The sequence below is a fragment of the Pseudomonas kulmbachensis genome (assembly GCF_963681935.1).
GTDB lineage: Bacteria > Pseudomonadota > Gammaproteobacteria > Pseudomonadales > Pseudomonadaceae > Aquipseudomonas > Aquipseudomonas kulmbachensis.
The window spans coordinates 111,089-127,351 of record NZ_OY817088.1; the positions used below are offsets into that span (position 1 = coordinate 111,089).

Genomic DNA, 16,263 nt, shown 5'->3' on the forward strand with positions numbered 1-16,263 from the left:
GTATGACCAACAAAAACCCGCAAACCCTCCAATGGCAACAACTGAGTAACGACCACCATCTGGCCCCGTTCAGCGACTTCAAACAGTTGAAAGAAGTCGGCCCACGCATCATCACTCATGCCAAAGGCGTGTACCTGTGGGACAGCGAAGGCCACAAGATTCTCGACGGCATGGCCGGCCTGTGGTGTGTTGCCATCGGCTATGGCCGTGACGAACTGGCCGATGCCGCTAGCAAGCAAATGCGCGAACTGCCGTACTACAACCTGTTTTTCATGACCGCTCACCCGCCGGTACTTGAACTGTCCAAAGCCATCGCCGAGATCGCGCCTGAAGGCATGAACCACGTGTTCTTCACCGGCTCAGGCTCTGAAGGCAACGACACCATGTTGCGCATGGTTCGCCATTACTGGGCGATCAAGGGCCAGCCCAACAAGAAAACCATCATCAGCCGCAAAAACGGCTACCACGGCTCCACCGTGGCGGGCGCGAGCCTGGGCGGCATGACCTACATGCACGAACAGGGCGACTTGCCGATCCCTGGCATCACCCACATCCCGCAGCCGTACTGGTTCGGCGAGGGTGGCGACATGTCCCCGGAAGAGTTCGGCATCTGGGCCGCCAATCAGCTGGAAGAAAAAATCCTCGAACTGGGCGTCGACAATGTCGGGGCCTTTATTGCCGAGCCGATCCAGGGCGCAGGCGGCGTGATCGTTCCTCCTGCCACCTACTGGCCGCGCATCAAGGAAATTCTGGCCAAGTACGACATCCTGTTTGTTGCAGATGAAGTGATTTGTGGCTTTGGTCGTACCGGTGAGTGGTTCGGTAGCGATTTCTACGACCTCAAACCGGACATGATGACCATCGCCAAGGGCCTGACCTCGGGTTATATCCCGATGGGTGGCCTGATCGTGCGCGATGAAGTGGTTGCGGTACTGAACGAAGGTGGCGATTTCAACCACGGTTTCACCTACTCGGGTCACCCGGTAGCGGCAGCAGTGGCACTGGAAAACATCCGCATCCTGCGCGAAGAAAAAATTATCGAGACGGTTCACGCCGAAACGGCACCGTATTTGCAAAAGCGTTTACGTGAACTGAACGACCATCCGCTGGTGGGCGAAGTGCGCGGTGTTGGCATGCTGGGTGCCATTGAATTGGTGCAGGACAAAGCCACGCGCAAACGTTACGAAGGCCGTGGTGCTGGCATGATCTGCCGACAGTTCTGTTTCGCTAACGGTCTGATCATGCGCGCCGTAGGCGACACCATGATTATTTCGCCGCCGCTGGTGATCAGTAAAGACGAGATCGACGAGCTGGTGACAAAGGCGCGCAAGTGCCTGGATCTGACCTTGGAAGCACTGCAAGGTTAACTGCTAGGCTTCGGGCGCAAGACAACTGCGATCCTAAAGCAGGTAATTGCGCTCTGGGCCTTAAGAATCAAGGCTTTCCCTTGAAAGCCTGCCCCAGATCTTGCCAGACTTGCCGCCGGCTTTAGTCACCTTGAGATCAGGTCGCTGAATCGGTGGTTTAAAAGAACAATTGGAGCATTACAGATGAAGGCATCAGGTTTGAAAAAGTTGGCAAGACACTTCTCGCCCTCTCCTTGATGGGTGTGATGGCCGGGGCAGCTCAAGCGGCAGACAAAGTACTGCACATCTACAATTGGTCCGATTACATCGCACCCGACACCGTTAAAAAATTCGAAGACCAGACCGGTATCAAGGTGGTCTACGACGTGTTCGACAGCAACGAGACCCTTGAGGCCAAGCTGCTGGCGGGCAAGTCCGGCTACGACATTGTCGTGCCATCCAACAATTTCCTGGCCAAGCAGATCAAGGCCGGGGTTTACCAGGAACTGGACCGCTCCAAGCTGCCTAACTGGAAAAACCTCGATCCTGCGTTGCTCAAGGCCGTTGGCGATGCCAGCGACAAAGACAACAAACATGCGTTCCCGTACATGTGGGGCACCATCGGTATTGGGTACAACCCTGAGAAGGTCAAGGCCGCTCTAGGTGTCGACACCATCGATTCCTGGGACGTGCTGTTCAAGCCGGAGAACGCTGCCAAGCTCAAAAGCTGCGGCATAAGCTTCCTCGACTCGCCGACCGAAATGCTCCCGGCCGCCCTGCATTACCTGGGCTACCCGACCGATTCGCAAGACAAGAAACAATTGGCTGAAGCCGAAGCGCTGTTCCTGAAAATTCGTCCTTCGGTTGGCTACTTCCACTCGTCCAAGTACATCTCCGACCTTGCCAACGGCAACATCTGCGTAGCCGTGGGTTACTCGGGTGACCTTGAACAGTCCATTTCCCGCGCCAAAGAAGCCGGTGACAAGGTCAAGCTCAAGTATGTGATCCCTAAAGAAGGTGCTGGCAGCTTCTACGACATGGTCGCCATTCCCAAGGATGCCGAGAACGTTGACGCCGCTTATGCCTGGATGAACTTCCTGATGCAGCCTGAGATCATGGCCGAGATCACTAATAGCGTGCGTTTCCCGAACGGTAACAAGGCTGCAACGCCGCTAGTGAATAAAGACATCTCTGGCGACCCGAGCATTTACCCGTCCGATGACGTGAAGGCCAAGCTGTACGCAATCAGCGATTTGCCGCCAACAACCTTGCGTTTGTTGACGCGCAGCTGGACCAAAATCAAGTCAGGCAAGTAACTACCTGTAGCCGCTGCCGCAGGCTGCGATTGAGCCCGAAGGGCTCACGCTGTTTTCGGTCACTTGAAGGCCCTTCTGGCCTTATCGCAGCCTTCGGCAGCGGCTAAAAAATCAGGTAAGTGCTTAATAAATAGCGGAAAACTTTGCTGTGTCGGTTTATCGAGGGTAAGTTGCGCGCCGGTTTTGTCTTTGGCGGCTCGGCTGCCGTGTGACGCGGGCAACTCAGGCCCAACTATATTGAGGACCATCACGTGTCTATATCTTTGTTTCGCAAGACCTTGCTGGTCGGAGCCGGTTTGACGCTTGCCGTCAGCGTACAAGCGGCACCTACAGTGCACATTTATAACTGGTCGGACTACATCGCACCGAACACGCTGAGTGATTTCGAAGCCGCTACCGGTATCAAACCGGTGTATGACGTGTTCGACTCCAACGAAACCCTTGAAGGCAAATTGCTGGCCGGGCGTACCGGTTATGACGTGGTCGTTCCGTCTAACCATTTCCTGGGCAAGCAGATCAAGGCGGGCGCGTTCCAGAAGCTCGACATGTCGCAGTTGCCGAACTATTCCAACCTCGACCCGGCCCTGCTCAAGCGCCTTCAGGCCAACGACCCGGGTAACCAATATGCCGTGCCGTACCTGTGGGGCACCAACGGGATTGGTTACAACGTCGATAAAGTCAAAGAAGTACTGGGGGTCGACAGCATTGACTCCTGGGATGTGGTGTTCAAACCCGAGAACATGAAGAAGCTGACCAAGTGCGGCGTAGCCTTCCTGGATTCGGCTGATGAAATGCTGCCTACCGTACTCAACTACCTGGGCCTGGATGCCAACAGCACCAACCCCAAGGACTACAAAAAAGCAGAAGCAACACTGATGTCGGTGCGTCCATACGTCACCTACTTCCACTCTTCCAAATACATTTCCGACCTGGCCAACGGCAACATCTGTGTGGCGATTGGCTTCTCCGGTGATGTATTCCAGGCCAAGGCTCGGGCCGCAGATGCCAAGAAAGGCGTGAATATCGCGTATATCGTGCCCAAGGAAGGCGGCGCGCTGTGGTTTGACATGCTGGCCATCCCCAAGGATTCCAGCAACGTCAAGGAGGCTCACGCGTTCATCAATTACCTGCTCAAGCCTGAAGTGATCGCTCAAGTCAGCGACTATGTTGGTTATGCCAACCCCAATCCTGCGGCTGACAAGGTGATGGATGAGTCCATTCGTACCGACGAAGCGGTTTACCCAACCCAGGCGGTGCTGGACAAAACGTACGTTTCAACCGAGTTACCGCCGAAAGTACAGCGTCTGATGACGCGTACGTGGACCAAGGTCAAGACGGGCAAGTAATCTCGCAAGACCACCTATCCAAGGCTCGATCATCTAGGTCGGGCTGCTAAATTTGTTGGGAGTTTCGTAATGGCTGTTGCCTCCGGCGCCTATAAGAAAGCCCTCGAGGGCGACCAGACACCTAAGCAGGTGCTGGTCAAAATCGACCGGGTCACGAAAAAATTCGACGAGACGATTGCCGTGGACGACGTGTCCCTGGAAATCAACAAGGGCGAAATTTTCGCCATGCTCGGCGGATCGGGATCGGGCAAATCTACCTTGCTGCGCATGCTGGCAGGCTTCGAGCGCCCAACAGAGGGTCGTATTTTCCTCGACGGTGTCGACATCACTGATATGCCGCCCTATGAGCGCCCGATCAACATGATGTTCCAGTCCTATGCATTGTTCCCGCATATGACCGTGGCGCAAAACATCGCCTTCGGCCTCAAGCAGGACAAAATGTCCAACGCCGAGATCGATGCCCGCGTCGGCGAAATGCTCAAGCTGGTACACATGAACCAGTACGCCAAGCGCAAACCGCATCAGTTGTCTGGCGGTCAGCGTCAGCGTGTGGCCTTGGCCCGTTCGTTGGCCAAGCGTCCGAAACTGCTGCTGCTCGACGAGCCGATGGGCGCACTGGACAAAAAACTGCGTTCGCAGATGCAGCTCGAGCTGGTAGAGATCATCGAGCGCGTCGGCGTGACCTGCGTCATGGTGACCCACGACCAGGAAGAGGCCATGACCATGGCCCAGCGCATTGCCATCATGCACCAGGGCTGGATCGCCCAGATCGGCAGCCCGATCGATATTTACGAGACCCCGGTCAGCCGCCTGGTCTGCGAGTTCATCGGTAACGTCAACCTGTTCGACGGTGAAGTGGTCGACGACGCTGAAGGCTATGCGCGCATCAAGTGCCCGGAGCTGGAGAACGACATTTACGTCGGTCACGGTGTCAGTACCTCGGTGGAAGACAAACACACCACTTACGCCATTCGCCCGGAAAAAATGCTCGTCACCACCGAGAAACCGGCCTGCGAATACAACTGGTCGCGTGGCAAGGTGCATGACATCGCCTACCTTGGCGGGCACTCGGTGTTCTACGTCGAGCTGCCGAGCGGCAAGATCGTCCAGTCGTTTGTAGCCAACGCCGAACGCCGTGGCGCCCGCCCGACCTGGGACGACGAAGTCTACGTCTGGTGGGAAGACGACAGCGGCGTGGTACTGCGCTCATGAACATGCGAAAACTCAAACGCCGACTGCAACGAATAACCCCCGGTGGCCGCCATATGGTCATCGGGATTCCATTCCTGTGGCTGTTTTTGTTCTTCATGCTGCCGTTCTTTATCGTACTGAAGATCAGTTTTGCCGAAGCTGACGTCGCCATTCCGCCGTACACCGAGATCTACAGCTACGTCGACCAGAAGGTCCAACTGCTGCTGAACCTGGGCAACTACGCCATGCTGGGCGACGACGAGCTGTACATCGCCGCCTACCTGGGGTCGTTGAAGATGGCCTTTTTCAGCACGGCGTTGTGCCTGCTGATCGGTTATCCGATGGCCTATGCCATCGCCAATGCGCGCAAAGAGATGCAGACCGTGCTGGTGCTGCTGATCATGATGCCGACCTGGACCGCGATCCTGATCCGCGTGTATGCCTGGATGGGCATCCTCAGCAACAACGGTCTGCTCAATGGTTTCCTGATGTCGATGGGCTGGATCAGCGAGCCGCTGCAGATTCTCAACACCAATATCGCGGTGTATATCGGCGTCGTGTATTCGTACCTGCCGTTTATGATCCTGCCGTTGTATGCCAACCTCGTAAAACACGACACCAGCCTGCTGGAAGCCGCGTCTGACCTGGGTTCGAGCACTTTCAACAGCTTCTGGAAAATCACCGTTCCGCTGTCCAAAAACGGCATTATCGCTGGCTGCATGCTGGTGTTTATCCCGGTGGTGGGCGAGTTCGTGATCCCGGAACTGCTGGGCGGGCCGGAAACCCTGATGATCGGTAAAGTGTTGTGGCAAGAATTCTTCAACAACCGTGACTGGCCGGTAGCCTCCGCGCTTGCCGTGGTGATGCTGGCGATCCTGATCGTGCCCATCATTCTGTTCAACCGCAGCCAGGCTAAAGAGCTGGAGGGCAAGATATGAATCGCTTCCGTTTTTCGAGCTTTATGCTGGTTGCAGGGCTGCTCTTCATCTACCTGCCGATGTTGATTCTGGTGATCTACTCGTTCAACGCCTCCAAGCTGGTAACGGTGTGGGGCGGCTGGTCCCTGAAGTGGTACGTGGGCTTGCTGGATAACACGCAACTGATGGGCTCGGTCATGCGTTCGCTGGAGATTGCCTGCTACACGGCGATTGCAGCGGTGGCGCTGGGTACTCTGGCGGCGTTTGTACTGACCCGCATCAGCCACTTCAAGGGTCGCACCCTGTTTGGCGGCTTGGTGACGGCGCCGTTGGTAATGCCGGAAGTGATCACCGGTCTGTCGCTGTTGCTGTTGTTCGTGGCCATGGCGCAGATGATTGGCTGGCCGCAAGAACGCGGTATCGTCACCATCTGGATCGCCCACACCACGTTCTGCTCGGCCTATGTGGCCGTGGTGGTGTCGTCGCGACTGCGTGAACTTGATCTGTCGATCGAAGAAGCAGCCATGGACCTGGGTGCCAAACCGTGGAAAGTGTTCTTTTTGATCACCATCCCAATGATCGCGCCGTCACTGGCTGCGGGCGGCATGATGTCGTTCGCCCTGTCGCTGGACGACCTGGTATTGGCCAGCTTCGTGTCGGGACCGGGGTCCACGACCCTGCCGATGGAAGTGTTTTCGGCGGTGCGTCTGGGGGTTAAACCCGAGATCAACGCCGTGGCCAGCCTGATTCTACTGGCGGTGTCGTTGATGACCTTTATGGTGTGGTTCTTCAGCCGCCGAGCTGAAGAGCACCGTAAAAAAGCCATTCAGCAAGCCATCGACGAGTCGACGGCTGAGTCCTGGAAGCAGCCTGACGTGCGTCGGCCGCAGCCTACAAACGCGGTTTAAGCGCAGTTCATAAAAAACCTCGCCTCCTGTGAAAGGGCGGCGAGGTTTTTTATGGGGCAGGAAACACAGCAATTTTTTGTAGCCGCTGCCACAGGCTGCGATGGAGTGCGCAGCAGTCCCTCAGAAGGACCTGCGGTCCTTATCGCAGCCTGCGGCAGCGGCTACACAATCATCTAAGGCTTGGCGACTTTCCAGGCGCCGTCCATTTTACCGTCGCCGGTCATGTCGCCAGCAGCCTTGTCCATGACAAAGGTGTACAGCGGCTTGCCGTCGTAGGCCCACTGCATGGTGCCGTCATCACGCTTGACCATGGTCCACTTGCCCATGTCGTTATGATTACCTTCGACCATCAGCGGCGGCCAGTTGGTCGCGCACTTGTCGTTGCACATGGATTTGCCACCCGCATCCTTGGCGAAGGTGTAGAGCGTCATGCCTTTGTGGTCGACGAGCATGCCATCTTTGGTCATCGCCGGATCAGCTGCAAACGCCAGCCCTGGCAAGGTGAATGCTGCGGCTAGCAGCAATGTCTTTAGGGAAAGCGAACTAGAGGTCATCGGAATCGTCCTTTATGTGGTTGTACGATTTGAACTCAAAGCGTAGTTCACTAACCTACAGAACGCGTCCGATACCCAAAGCTGTCACACGACTGCAATAATTCCGTTATCTAATGCGCCACAAGACAGTTAAATGACACGAGGGTTACGGCATGGTTGGCAGGAGCATTTTGATCGTTGATGACGAGGCGCCGATTCGTGAGATGATCGCCGTGGCCTTGGAAATGGCGGGCTACGACTGCCTGGAAGCCGATAATGCTCAGGACGCTCACGCCATTATCGTGGACCGTAAACCGGACCTGATTCTGCTCGACTGGATGCTGCCCGGCGGCACGTCCGGCATCGAGTTGGCCCGACGCCTCAAGCGCGAAGAGCTGACCAGTGATATTCCGATCATCATGCTGACGGCCAAAGGTGAAGAGGACAACAAGATTCAGGGCCTGGAAGTCGGCGCTGATGACTACATCACCAAGCCGTTTTCCCCACGTGAACTGGTAGCCCGCCTCAAGGCCGTACTACGCCGCGCAGGCCCGGCCGATGCAGAATCCCCTATCGAGATCGGTGGCTTGCTGCTCGATCCGATCAGTCACCGTGTGACCATCGACGGCACCCCGGCCGAAATGGGCCCTACTGAATACCGCCTGCTGCAATTCTTCATGACCCACCAGGAGCGTGCCTACACGCGTGGCCAATTGCTCGACCAGGTCTGGGGCGGCAACGTGTACGTGGAAGAGCGCACCGTGGACGTGCACATCCGCCGCCTGCGCAAAGCGCTCGGTGAGGCATACGAAAATCTGGTACAAACCGTGCGTGGCACCGGTTACCGGTTTTCGACCAAGGCCTGATACCGGCTTTATCTGATCCAACGGCAAGCAAGGACCCGCGCGACGTGAATCAAAACTGGCATGGCACTCTGATTCGTCATTTGTTGCTTCTGGTCGCCACCTGCCTGGTGGTCGGGTTGCTCAGTGGCTATTACGGCTGGAGCCTGGCCATAGGCCTGGCGTTCTATCTGGGCTGGACCCTCAAGCAGTTGTTGCGTTTGCACGAGTGGCTGCGCCAGCACAAACCCGACGAAGCACCGCCCGATGGTTATGGCCTGTGGGGCGAGGTGTTTGACAGCATCTACCACCTGCAACGCCGCGATCAGCGGGTACGCGGGCGCCTGCAAGCGGTAATCGATCGGGTGCAGGAGTCTACGGCAGCCCTTCAGGACGCGGTCATCATGCTCGATAGCGACGGCAACCTGGAATGGTGGAACCGCGCTGCAGAGACATTGCTGGGCCTGAAGACGCCTCAGGACAGCGGTCAGCCAGTGACCAATCTGGTGCGCCACCCGCGCTTCAAGGAATACTTCGAGCAGGACAACTACAGCGAGCCTCTGGATATCCCTTCGCCGGTCAACGATCACCTGCGCATCCAGCTCTACATCACTCGCTACGGTAACAACGAACACCTGATGCTGGTGCGCGACGTGACGCGGATTCATCAGCTGGAGCAGATGCGTAAAGACTTTATCGCCAACGTATCCCACGAGCTGCGCACGCCATTGACGGTGATCTGCGGCTATCTGGAAACCCTGCTCGATAACGTCGATGACGTGAACCCGCGTTGGAAGCGCCCGCTGTCGCAAATGCAGCAACAGGGTGAACGCATGCAGACCTTGCTCAACGATTTGCTGCTGCTGGCCAAGCTCGAAGCCACGGACTACCCGTCTGATAACCAGCCGGTGGCCATCGACACGTTACTGCGCTCGATCAAAAGCGATGCCCAGGCCTTATCCGGGCAACGCAATCAGACCATTACCCTCGACGTCGAGGCCGATTGCGCGCTCAAAGGCAGTGAAGCCGAGTTGCGGAGCGCATTTTCCAACCTGGTTTTTAATGCAGTCAAATACACCCCGGATGGCGGCAGTGTGCGCATTCGCTGGTGGGCAGACAGCACGGGTGCGCACCTGAGCGTGCAGGATTCGGGTGTGGGCATCGACAAAAAACACTTGCCGCGCCTCACTGAACGCTTCTACCGCGTCGACTCCAGCCGCAACGCCAGCACGGGCGGCACCGGGTTGGGGTTGGCCATTGTCAAACATGTGCTGTTACGCCATCGCGCACGTCTGGAGATCAGCAGCGTGTTGGGTCATGGCAGTACGTTTACCTGCCATTTCGCCCCGGTTCAGGTGGCCAAACCACGACTGCAGACGCAGGTTGACTAGGCCCTGTGGCCTTTTCCCACTAGGCAAGGGCCACATCAGCCGTTACATTGCTTGGCCTTACCTCCCTATTTGTAACGACGGAACCCGTAAAACTCCATCATGGACCCTTCCCCTGGCTTGACCCTCGCGACACTCTTCGCCGACTTCGGCATGATTCTTTTTGCTCTGATCCTGGTTTTGCTCAACGGTTTTTTCGTTGCGGCCGAATTCGCCATGGTCAAACTGCGCTCCACCCGGGTCGAGGCCATCGCCGACGTCAACGGCTGGCGCGGGCAGATCCTGCGCACCGTGCACAATCAGCTCGACGCTTACCTCTCGGCTTGCCAATTGGGTATTACCCTGGCATCGCTGGGCCTGGGCTGGGTCGGTGAACCGGCGTTCGCTCACATCCTGGAACCGCTGCTGGGTGCAATCGGTGTCGAGTCGCCTGAAGTAATCAAGGGCGTATCGTTCTTTGCCGCCTTCTTTATTATTTCGTACCTGCACATCGTGGTTGGCGAGCTGGCTCCCAAGTCGTGGGCCATCCGCAAGCCAGAGACCCTTTCGCTGTGGACCGCCGTGCCGCTGTACCTGTTCTACTGGGCCATGTACCCGGCTATTTACCTGCTCAACGCCAGCGCCAACGCGATTTTGCGGATTGCCGGTCAAGGTGAGCCTGGCGCTCACCACGATCACGCCTACAGCCGCGAAGAACTCAAACTGATCCTGCACTCGAGCCGTGGTCAGGACCCGAGCGACCAGGGCATGCGCGTGTTGGCTTCGGCGGTCGAAATGGGCGAGCTGGAAGTGGTCGACTGGGCCAACTCCCGCGAAGACCTGGTGACTCTGGATTCCAAGGCACCGCTCAAGGAAATCCTGGCGCTGTTCCGTCGCCACAAGTTCAGCCGTTACCCGGTGTACGACGCCGATACCAATACTTTCGTCGGCCTGCTGCACATCAAGGACCTGCTGCTTGAGCTGGCTGACCTTGATCACTTGCCAGAGACGTTCAACCTTGAAGAGCTGACCCGGCCGCTGGAACGCGTATCGCGGCATATGCCGCTGTCGCAATTGCTTGAGCAGTTCCGCAAGGGCGGCGCGCACTTTGCCCTGGTCGAAGAAGCTGACGGCAAGGTCGTGGGCTACCTGACTATGGAAGACGTGCTGGAAGTACTGGTTGGCGATATCCAGGACGAACACCGCAAGGCCGAGCGCGGCATCCTGTCTTATCAGCCCGGCAAACTGCTGGTACGCGGTGACACACCGCTGTTCAAGATCGAGCGCCTGCTGGGTGTGGATCTGGACCACGTAGAGGCCGAAACCGTCGCAGGCCTGATCTACGACACCCTCAAGCGGGTACCCGCCGAAGAAGAGCAACTGGAAGTCGAAGGTTTGCGCATTATCATCAAAAAGATGAAAGGCCCGAAAATTGTATTGGCCAAGGTTCTTAAGCTGGATTAAAGACCGTATGACCTGTAGCCGCTGACGAGGAACGAAGGCTGCGATCGGCGGCGCAGCCGTCGTAACATCAGGTTATCCGGTGTTCCAGGCACTCCTCTTGTTCATGTTCTGCGACGGCTTCGCCGCCGATCGCAGCCGCGCTGCTCTCCTCAGCGGCTACAAACCCTCCTGTAAGATTTTTTACCGGCGAAAGCTGGTTGAAAGCTTCCCCCTCTAGCATCAGGTCATCACCGGCAACAGACCGGTTGGCCTGGCATGCGCATAACACGCAGTCAGAGCCCTACTACAACAATAAGGGTGACTTTCATGCTGACCTTCCTTGGCTTTGCCATGGTCATTACATTTATGTACCTGATCATGACCAAGCGCCTTTCCGCCCTGATAGCCCTGATTCTGGTACCCATCCTGTTTGCCGTGTTCGGTGGTTTTGCGCCGAAAATCGGGCCGATGATGCTTGAAGGCATCACCAAGCTTGCCCCGACCGGGGTGATGCTGATGTTTGCCATTCTCTACTTTGCTCTGATGATCGATTCGGGCTTGTTTGACCCGGCGGTGCGCAAGATCCTCAAGTTGGTCAAAGGCGACCCGCTGAAGATCTCGGTGGGCACTGCGGTGCTGGCACTGGTGGTCTCTCTGGATGGCGACGGCGCGACCACTTACATGATTTGCGTGGCAGCTATGCTGCCGCTCTACAGCCGTATCGGCATGAGCCCGCGGATCATGGCTGGCCTGATCATTCTGGCGGGTGGCGTGATGAACATGACGCCCTGGGGCGGCCCGACCGCCCGGGCGGCCAGTGCGCTGCATGTCGACCCTTCGGATATCTTTGTGCCAATGATCCCGGCAATGCTCGCTGGCTGTGTGGCGATCCTGGCTATCGCCTGGTTCTACGGCAAGCGTGAGCGTGCGCGTCTGGGTGAGCTGCACCTGCACGGCGATGGTGATGAAATCGACCACAGCGAAATCAGCGTCTCGCAATACCCGGATGCCCGTCGGCCAAAATTGATCTGGTTCAACGGCGCGTTAACCCTGGCGCTGATGGTCGCCCTGATCGCCGGTTTGCTGCCTCTGCCCGTGCTGTTTATGGTCGCGTTCAGCATCGCGATGATCGTCAACTACCCTTGCCTGCAACAGCAAAAAGACCGCGTCGCGGCACATGCGGGTAGCGTATTGGCGGTAGTCGGGCTGATTTTTGCGGCAGGTATCTTTACTGGCATCCTGTCGGGCACCGGCATGGTCGACGCCATGTCCAAAAGCCTGCTGGCCGTGATCCCGCCTGTGCTCGGGCCTTACCTGGCGGTAATCACCGCGCTGGTGAGCATGCCGTTCACCTTCTTCATGTCCAACGATGCGTTCTACTACGGTGTACTGCCTGTGTTGGCAGAAGCCGCCAGCCATTACGGCATCACCGCGGCCGAAATGGCCCGCGCCTCGATTGTTGGCCAGCCTGTGCATTTGCTCAGCCCGTTGGTGCCATCGACCTACTTGCTGGTGGCTCTGGCTGGTATCGAGTTTGGTGATCACCAGCGCTTCACCCTGAAATGGGCAATTCTGGTGTGCATGTGCATCATGGTTGCGGCGTTGCTGCTGGGGACATTCCCGCTGTTCAGTACGCTGTAACACATCTGTCATACCCCCTGTGGGAGCGGGCTTGCTCGCGATGGCATCGACGCGGTCATTCAGATAAACCGCGTTGCCTGCATCGCGAGCAAGCCCGCTCCCACAGGTACATCATTGCCCAGAAGAGTTTCAACCCTCCGCCAGCTATGCGATGCTGGCGTTCTGCTCAAATGCCGACTACATCTTAAGAAACATCTGTAAGAACGGCCCGCAGCTATCTGATCCTTAGACACATCCATTACAGGGAGCCAGCATGCTGACCCTGCTCAATCTGCTTTCAGCCGTGACCCTGTTGATCTGGGGCACGCATATCGTCCGAACCGGCATTCTGCGGGTCTACGGCACCAACCTGCGTCATGTCATCGGGCAAAACGTGTCCCGGCGCATGTTTGCCTTTGTCGCCGGGATCGTGGTCACGGCCATGGTGCAGAGCAGCAACGCCACGGCCATGCTGGTCACATCATTTGTCGGCCAGGGGCTGATGGCACTCACCCCCGCGCTGGCAACCATGCTCGGTGCCGATGTCGGTACGGCCCTGATGGCCCGAGTGCTGACCTTCGACCTGTCGTGGTTGTCCCCGCTGCTGATTTTCCTGGGTGTGATTTTCTTTCTGACCCGCAAGCAAACCCGTGCCGGACAACTGGGCCGCGTCGGGATCGGTCTGGGGCTGATTATCCTGGCGCTGCAACTGATCGTCGAAGCTGCCTCACCGATCACCCATGCCCAAGGCGTAAAGGTGATTTTCGCCTCGTTGACCGGCGACATACTGCTGGATGCGCTGGTCGGCGCCCTGTTCGCGATGATTTCCTACTCAAGCTTGGCGGCCGTGCTGCTGACCGCCACATTGGCTGGCGCCGGGGTGATCAGCCTGCACGTGGCAATCGGCTTGGTGATTGGCGCCAATATTGGCAGCGGCGTGCTGGCGTTTCTCAGTACCAATATGCAAAACGCCGCCGGACGTCAGGTGGCTCTGGGTAGCCTGCTGTACAAACTTATCGGCCTGTTGCTGATCATGCCCGTGCTCAATCCGCTGGTGGCCTGGATGGACAGCCTCAGCTACAGCGCGCAAGAGTTGGTGATTGGTTTTCACCTGCTCTACAACACCGTGCGCTGCTTTTTGATGTTGCCGACAGTGAGTCTGATGGCGCGCATTTGCGCCTGGCTGCTGCCCGAGCGCGAACAAACCAACGGCGTGGTCAAGCCGCGTCATCTGGACCCGGCAGCGCTCGACACACCGAGCCTGGCACTGACCAACGCAGTGCGCGAGACCCTGCGCATTGGCGACCTGATCGACACCATGTTGGTCAATATGCTCGATGTTCTGCGCGGCAAGCAGACCGCCGTCACCCAGGAAATGCGCACCCTGAGCGATGAAGTCGAAGTGCTGTACAGCGCAGTCAAACTCTACCTGGCGCAGATGCCCAGGGAAGACTTGAGTGAGCAAGACAGCCGACGCTGGGCAGAAATCATCGAATTGGCGATCAACCTCAAGCTTGCCAGCGACGTGATCGAACGCATGCTGCGTAAAGTCCAGCAGCAGAAAACCTCGCAGCGCCGATCGTTTTCAGAAACGGGGCTGGAGGAGCTTGTGGGCCTGCAAACCCAGTTGATCGAAAACCTGCGCCTTGGGCTGACGGTTTTCCTCAGCTCCGATCCTCAGAGCGCACGCCAGCTGTTGCGCGAAAAGCGCCGCTTTCGCGCGCAAGAGCGGCGTTTGGCCCACGCTCACGTGAGTCGTCTGCAACGTAAAATCACTCAAAGTATCGAGACCAGTTCAATGCATCTGGAGCTGATCGCTGATATGCAGCGCCTGAATTCGCTGTTCTGTGGCAGCGCTTATGTGGTGCTGGAAACCTCTGAAACCGGAGCGCTGGAGCTCAGTGACGCAGCTGATACCCAGCATTCACCTTGAACGTTGTGGGGCGGGCTGTTGTCAGCCGTTAAGCAGCGACTAAGCTGCACGGGCTCAGGGATTCGAGAATTCAGGGATTTTTTATGCGTTGCCTGCTGTTCATCTGTTTACTGCTTGGCGCAACTCAGGGCTTTGCCCTTGATCGTTACAGTGTCGAGGGCTATCAACTGCCCAATGGTCTGCAACTGATCCTCAAACCCGGCAATGAGCGCGGTCACGTGGCCATTCGGTTGGTGGTGGGTGTGGGCCTGGATGATTTTTCATGCGCCGACCAGCAATTGCCGCACTTGCTGGAACATTTGCTGTTCAGCGGGATCGACGACACTGGCGAAGGTGGCCTGGAGGAGCGCATGCAGGCGCTGGGTGGCGAGTGGAATGCCTTCACCAGCAATGCCGACACCACGTTTGTGATTGAAGCTCCGGCCAGGAACCAGCGCAAAATCCTCGACCTGCTCCTGGGCCTGCTGACCCGTACGCAACTGACCGAGCAACGTATCAGCGACGCCAAGAAAGTGGTTGAACGCGAAGACGGCGGTCATTACTCGCACTTGCAGCGTTGGCTGGACCGCCAGGACCTGGGCCACAGCGCTAGTAATCAGTTGGCGGTCGAGTTGGGGCTTAAGTGCGCCGAGCGGGCAGAAGTGCATAACCTCACGCGCCAGCAGTTAGAGGCTGTGCGCCAGAACTGGTATGCGCCCAACAATATGACGCTGATTATCGTCGGTGACCTCGACCGGCTGCTGCCAGCCTATCTGGAGCGTACCTACGGTGCGCTCGAGCCGGTTGAGCCCAGCGAACACAAACCTCTTGCCGCGATTGATGCCAAGGCCGACGCCGAGCGCGAACTGGTGCGCGGGGTGGTCGGCGACACTGCGACCCTGCACTGGCTGTTGCCGGAGCCGGTGATCGAAGGCCTGTCCGATGAAACCTGGAGCCTGCTGCGCGATTATCTGGAGTGGGCGCTGTACAGCGAGCTACGGCTCAAGAAGGGCTTGTCTTACGGGCCCTGGGCTGAGCGCGAAGTGTTCGGCGGCGTGGGCTTCTTGAGCCTGAATGCGGATGTTGAACGCGATAACGTGGCCCAGGCCCGGCAGGTGGTTGAGCAACTCAAGGCGCAACTGCTCAAGGACGGGCTGGATCCGCAGATATTTGCCCGGCTCAAGAACGCCGCCATTGCCCGCAAGGCGTGGTCGGTGCAAGGCAACAGTGCGCTGGCCGATTACTATTGGTCTTCGTTGGGCGACTACGACGATGGGCACTTCGCCGACCCGGCCAAACAGCTTCAGGCCATCACCCTGAAGCAAGCCAACACGGCATTGCGCGAGTTGTTTGCCGAGCCAGGCTATGTGCGCATCGAGAAGCCGCTGTTCAGTTATCAGGGCTTGAGCATGGCCATTTTTGGCGGGTTGGTGTTGCTGGTCATCGTAGGGGTGGGCTGGCGCGCCTGGCGTCGGCGTTAACCAGTGATTGCCCGAGTCGCCAACCTTTTGATAGCGTAAAG

At 57.6% G+C, this 16,263-nt stretch carries 13 protein-coding genes; 12 read left to right on the plus strand and 1 reads right to left on the minus strand.

Going from position 1 to position 16,263, the window contains the following annotated elements:
- Positions 1–2 precede the first annotated feature (2 nt).
- The 6 genes from U5A05_RS00560 to U5A05_RS00585 all read left to right on the plus strand — a co-directional run bounded on the left by U5A05_RS00560 (position 3) and on the right by U5A05_RS00585 (position 7,024).
- Positions 3–1,367: an aspartate aminotransferase family protein gene (locus U5A05_RS00560; protein WP_261740374.1), complete on the plus strand. Its 1,365-nt coding sequence runs from the start codon at positions 3–5 to the stop codon at positions 1,365–1,367.
- Positions 1,368–1,603: 236 nt separating this feature from the next.
- On the plus strand, positions 1,604–2,662 hold the full coding sequence (locus tag U5A05_RS00565; protein WP_321836559.1) for a polyamine ABC transporter substrate-binding protein: 1,059 nt from the start codon (positions 1,604–1,606) through the stop codon (positions 2,660–2,662).
- 251 nt (positions 2,663–2,913) lie between these two features.
- Positions 2,914–4,008 carry a polyamine ABC transporter substrate-binding protein gene (locus tag U5A05_RS00570; protein ID WP_261740376.1) on the plus strand — a complete coding sequence of 365 codons (1,095 nt, stop codon included), beginning with the start codon at positions 2,914–2,916 and terminating at the stop codon, positions 4,006–4,008.
- Between the two features lie 69 nt (positions 4,009–4,077).
- Entirely contained in the window at positions 4,078–5,220 is a 1,143-nt protein-coding gene (potA, locus tag U5A05_RS00575) for a polyamine ABC transporter ATP-binding protein (RefSeq protein ID WP_321835210.1), read from the plus strand.
- On the plus strand, positions 5,217–6,137 hold the full coding sequence (locus U5A05_RS00580) for an ABC transporter permease subunit (RefSeq protein ID WP_321835186.1): 921 nt from the start codon (positions 5,217–5,219) through the stop codon (positions 6,135–6,137). The genes potA and U5A05_RS00580 overlap by 4 nt, the downstream gene beginning before the upstream one ends.
- On the plus strand, positions 6,134–7,024 hold the full coding sequence (locus tag U5A05_RS00585; protein WP_321834606.1) for an ABC transporter permease subunit: 891 nt from the start codon (positions 6,134–6,136) through the stop codon (positions 7,022–7,024). Before U5A05_RS00580 ends, U5A05_RS00585 begins: the two co-directional genes overlap by 4 nt.
- Positions 7,025–7,197: 173 nt before the next feature.
- On the opposite strand, the gene U5A05_RS00590 is transcribed toward U5A05_RS00585, so the two are convergent.
- Positions 7,198–7,578 carry a COG4315 family predicted lipoprotein gene (locus U5A05_RS00590; protein WP_261740377.1) on the minus strand — a complete coding sequence of 127 codons (381 nt, stop codon included), beginning with the start codon at positions 7,576–7,578 and terminating at the stop codon, positions 7,198–7,200.
- A 152-nt stretch (positions 7,579–7,730) separates the two neighbouring features.
- Between U5A05_RS00590 and phoB the strand changes: the two genes are divergently transcribed.
- The 6 genes from phoB to U5A05_RS00620 all read left to right on the plus strand — a co-directional run bounded on the left by phoB (position 7,731) and on the right by U5A05_RS00620 (position 16,222).
- Positions 7,731–8,423, plus strand: a complete 693-nt coding sequence (phoB, locus tag U5A05_RS00595) for a phosphate regulon transcriptional regulator PhoB (protein ID WP_016782809.1) — start codon at positions 7,731–7,733, stop codon at positions 8,421–8,423.
- A gap of 44 nt (positions 8,424–8,467) precedes the next feature.
- Positions 8,468–9,790, plus strand: coding sequence for a phosphate regulon sensor histidine kinase PhoR (gene phoR / locus U5A05_RS00600; protein ID WP_321835188.1), 1,323 nt, complete (start codon positions 8,468–8,470; stop codon positions 9,788–9,790).
- 99 nt (positions 9,791–9,889) lie between these two features.
- Complete coding sequence (locus U5A05_RS00605) at positions 9,890–11,230, plus strand: hemolysin family protein (RefSeq protein ID WP_261740379.1); 1,341 nt, start codon at positions 9,890–9,892, stop codon at positions 11,228–11,230.
- 306 nt (positions 11,231–11,536) lie between these two features.
- Positions 11,537–12,850, plus strand: coding sequence for a CitMHS family transporter (locus tag U5A05_RS00610; protein ID WP_321835190.1), 1,314 nt, complete (start codon positions 11,537–11,539; stop codon positions 12,848–12,850).
- Positions 12,851–13,103: 253 nt separating this feature from the next.
- Complete coding sequence (locus U5A05_RS00615) at positions 13,104–14,762, plus strand: Na/Pi cotransporter family protein (protein ID WP_321835192.1); 1,659 nt, start codon at positions 13,104–13,106, stop codon at positions 14,760–14,762.
- 83 nt (positions 14,763–14,845) lie between these two features.
- Positions 14,846–16,222 carry a M16 family metallopeptidase gene (locus U5A05_RS00620; protein WP_321835194.1) on the plus strand — a complete coding sequence of 459 codons (1,377 nt, stop codon included), beginning with the start codon at positions 14,846–14,848 and terminating at the stop codon, positions 16,220–16,222.
- Positions 16,223–16,263: the final 41 nt, after the last annotated feature.

Bases quoted from the DNA above. Each gene is read 5' to 3' on its own strand.
- U5A05_RS00615 (WP_321835192.1), top strand. From the start codon at position 13,104: ATGCTGACCCTGCTCAATCTGCTTTCAGCCGTGACCCTGTTGATCTGG.
- U5A05_RS00620 (WP_321835194.1), top strand. From the start codon at position 14,846: ATGCGTTGCCTGCTGTTCATCTGTTTACTGCTTGGCGCAACTCAGGGC.
- U5A05_RS00565 (WP_321836559.1), top strand. From the start codon at position 1,604: ATGGGTGTGATGGCCGGGGCAGCTCAAGCGGCAGACAAAGTACTGCAC.
- phoB (WP_016782809.1), top strand. From the start codon at position 7,731: ATGGTTGGCAGGAGCATTTTGATCGTTGATGACGAGGCGCCGATTCGT.
- potA (WP_321835210.1), top strand. From the start codon at position 4,078: ATGGCTGTTGCCTCCGGCGCCTATAAGAAAGCCCTCGAGGGCGACCAG.
- U5A05_RS00580 (WP_321835186.1), top strand. From the start codon at position 5,217: ATGAACATGCGAAAACTCAAACGCCGACTGCAACGAATAACCCCCGGT.
- U5A05_RS00605 (WP_261740379.1), top strand. From the start codon at position 9,890: ATGGACCCTTCCCCTGGCTTGACCCTCGCGACACTCTTCGCCGACTTC.
- U5A05_RS00610 (WP_321835190.1), top strand. From the start codon at position 11,537: ATGCTGACCTTCCTTGGCTTTGCCATGGTCATTACATTTATGTACCTG.
- U5A05_RS00560 (WP_261740374.1), top strand. From the start codon at position 3: ATGACCAACAAAAACCCGCAAACCCTCCAATGGCAACAACTGAGTAAC.
- U5A05_RS00590 (WP_261740377.1), bottom strand. From the start codon at position 7,578: ATGACCTCTAGTTCGCTTTCCCTAAAGACATTGCTGCTAGCCGCAGCA.
- U5A05_RS00585 (WP_321834606.1), top strand. From the start codon at position 6,134: ATGAATCGCTTCCGTTTTTCGAGCTTTATGCTGGTTGCAGGGCTGCTC.